This is a genomic window from Streptosporangium sp. G12 (assembly GCF_052983175.1).
In genome coordinates, this window is sequence record NZ_JBRIQO010000095.1 from 1 (window position 1) to 1,048 (window position 1,048).

The following is a 1,048-nucleotide window of genomic DNA, read 5'->3' on the forward strand; positions in this document are numbered from 1 at the left end:
GCTGGTGCTGGAAGGCGTAGGTGGGCAGATCCACCCGGCGAGGCCCGGCCGGGGCGATGGCCCGCTCCCAGTCCACCTCTCCACCGCGTACCCACACCTCGGCCGCGCTCGTCCACAACCGGCGCACCCCGCCGTCATCACGCCGCAACGTGCCCACCACCACGCAGGCATCCGCGAGCCCGGCCGCCTCCACACTCTCCAGCACCCCGATCCGCAACACCGGATGCGCACTGCACTCCACGAAGAACCGGAACCCCTCGCCCGCCAGCACCTCCACCGCCGGACCGAACCCCACCGTCTCACGCAGATTCTCATACCAGTACGCGCCACCGGCCTCCACACCCTCCAGCCAGCACCCCCGCACCGTCGAATACCACGGAGTACGCCCGATACGCGGCGCCACCGGCGCCAGCAGGGTGGCCAGCTCACCCTCGATCGCGGCCACATACGCCGAATGCGAGGCGTAATCCACCTCGATCCGCTTGGCCCGCACCCCCGCCAGCTCATACTCGGCCAGCAACCCGTCCAGCGCGTCCACATCACCGGAGATCACCGTCGAGGCCGGGCCGTTGACCGCCGCCACCGACACCCGGCCGTCCAACCCCGCCAGCCGCTCGGCCACCTGCGCCGACGGCAGCGGAACCGACACCATCCCACCCTGACCCGCCAGCGCCACGATCGCCCGGCTACGCAACGCCACCACCCGCGCACCATCCTCCAAGGACAGCGCACCGGCCACCACCGCAGCCGCGATCTCACCCTGCGAATGGCCCACCACCGCCGCCGGCTCCACCCCCACCGACCGCCACACCTGCGCGAGCGAGACCATCATCGCCCACAACACCGGCTGGACCACATCCACCCGGTCAAAGCCCGGCTGGCCCTCCTCGGCCCGCAACACCCCGGTCAGCGACCAGTCCACGAACTCCGACAGCGCCACCTCGCACTCCGCCATCCGCGCCGCGAACACCGCCGACGACTCCAGCAGCTCAACCCCCATCCCCAGCCACTGCGACCCCTGACCGGGAAAGACGAACACCGTCTTACC

1 protein-coding gene is annotated in these 1,048 nt (G+C 71.0%); it reads right to left on the reverse strand.

From position 1 onward, the window contains the following. Positions 1-1,048, reverse strand: a 1,048-nt coding sequence (locus ACVCAG_RS45745; protein WP_440089935.1) for an acyltransferase domain-containing protein, incomplete at both ends; no start/stop codon positions are given.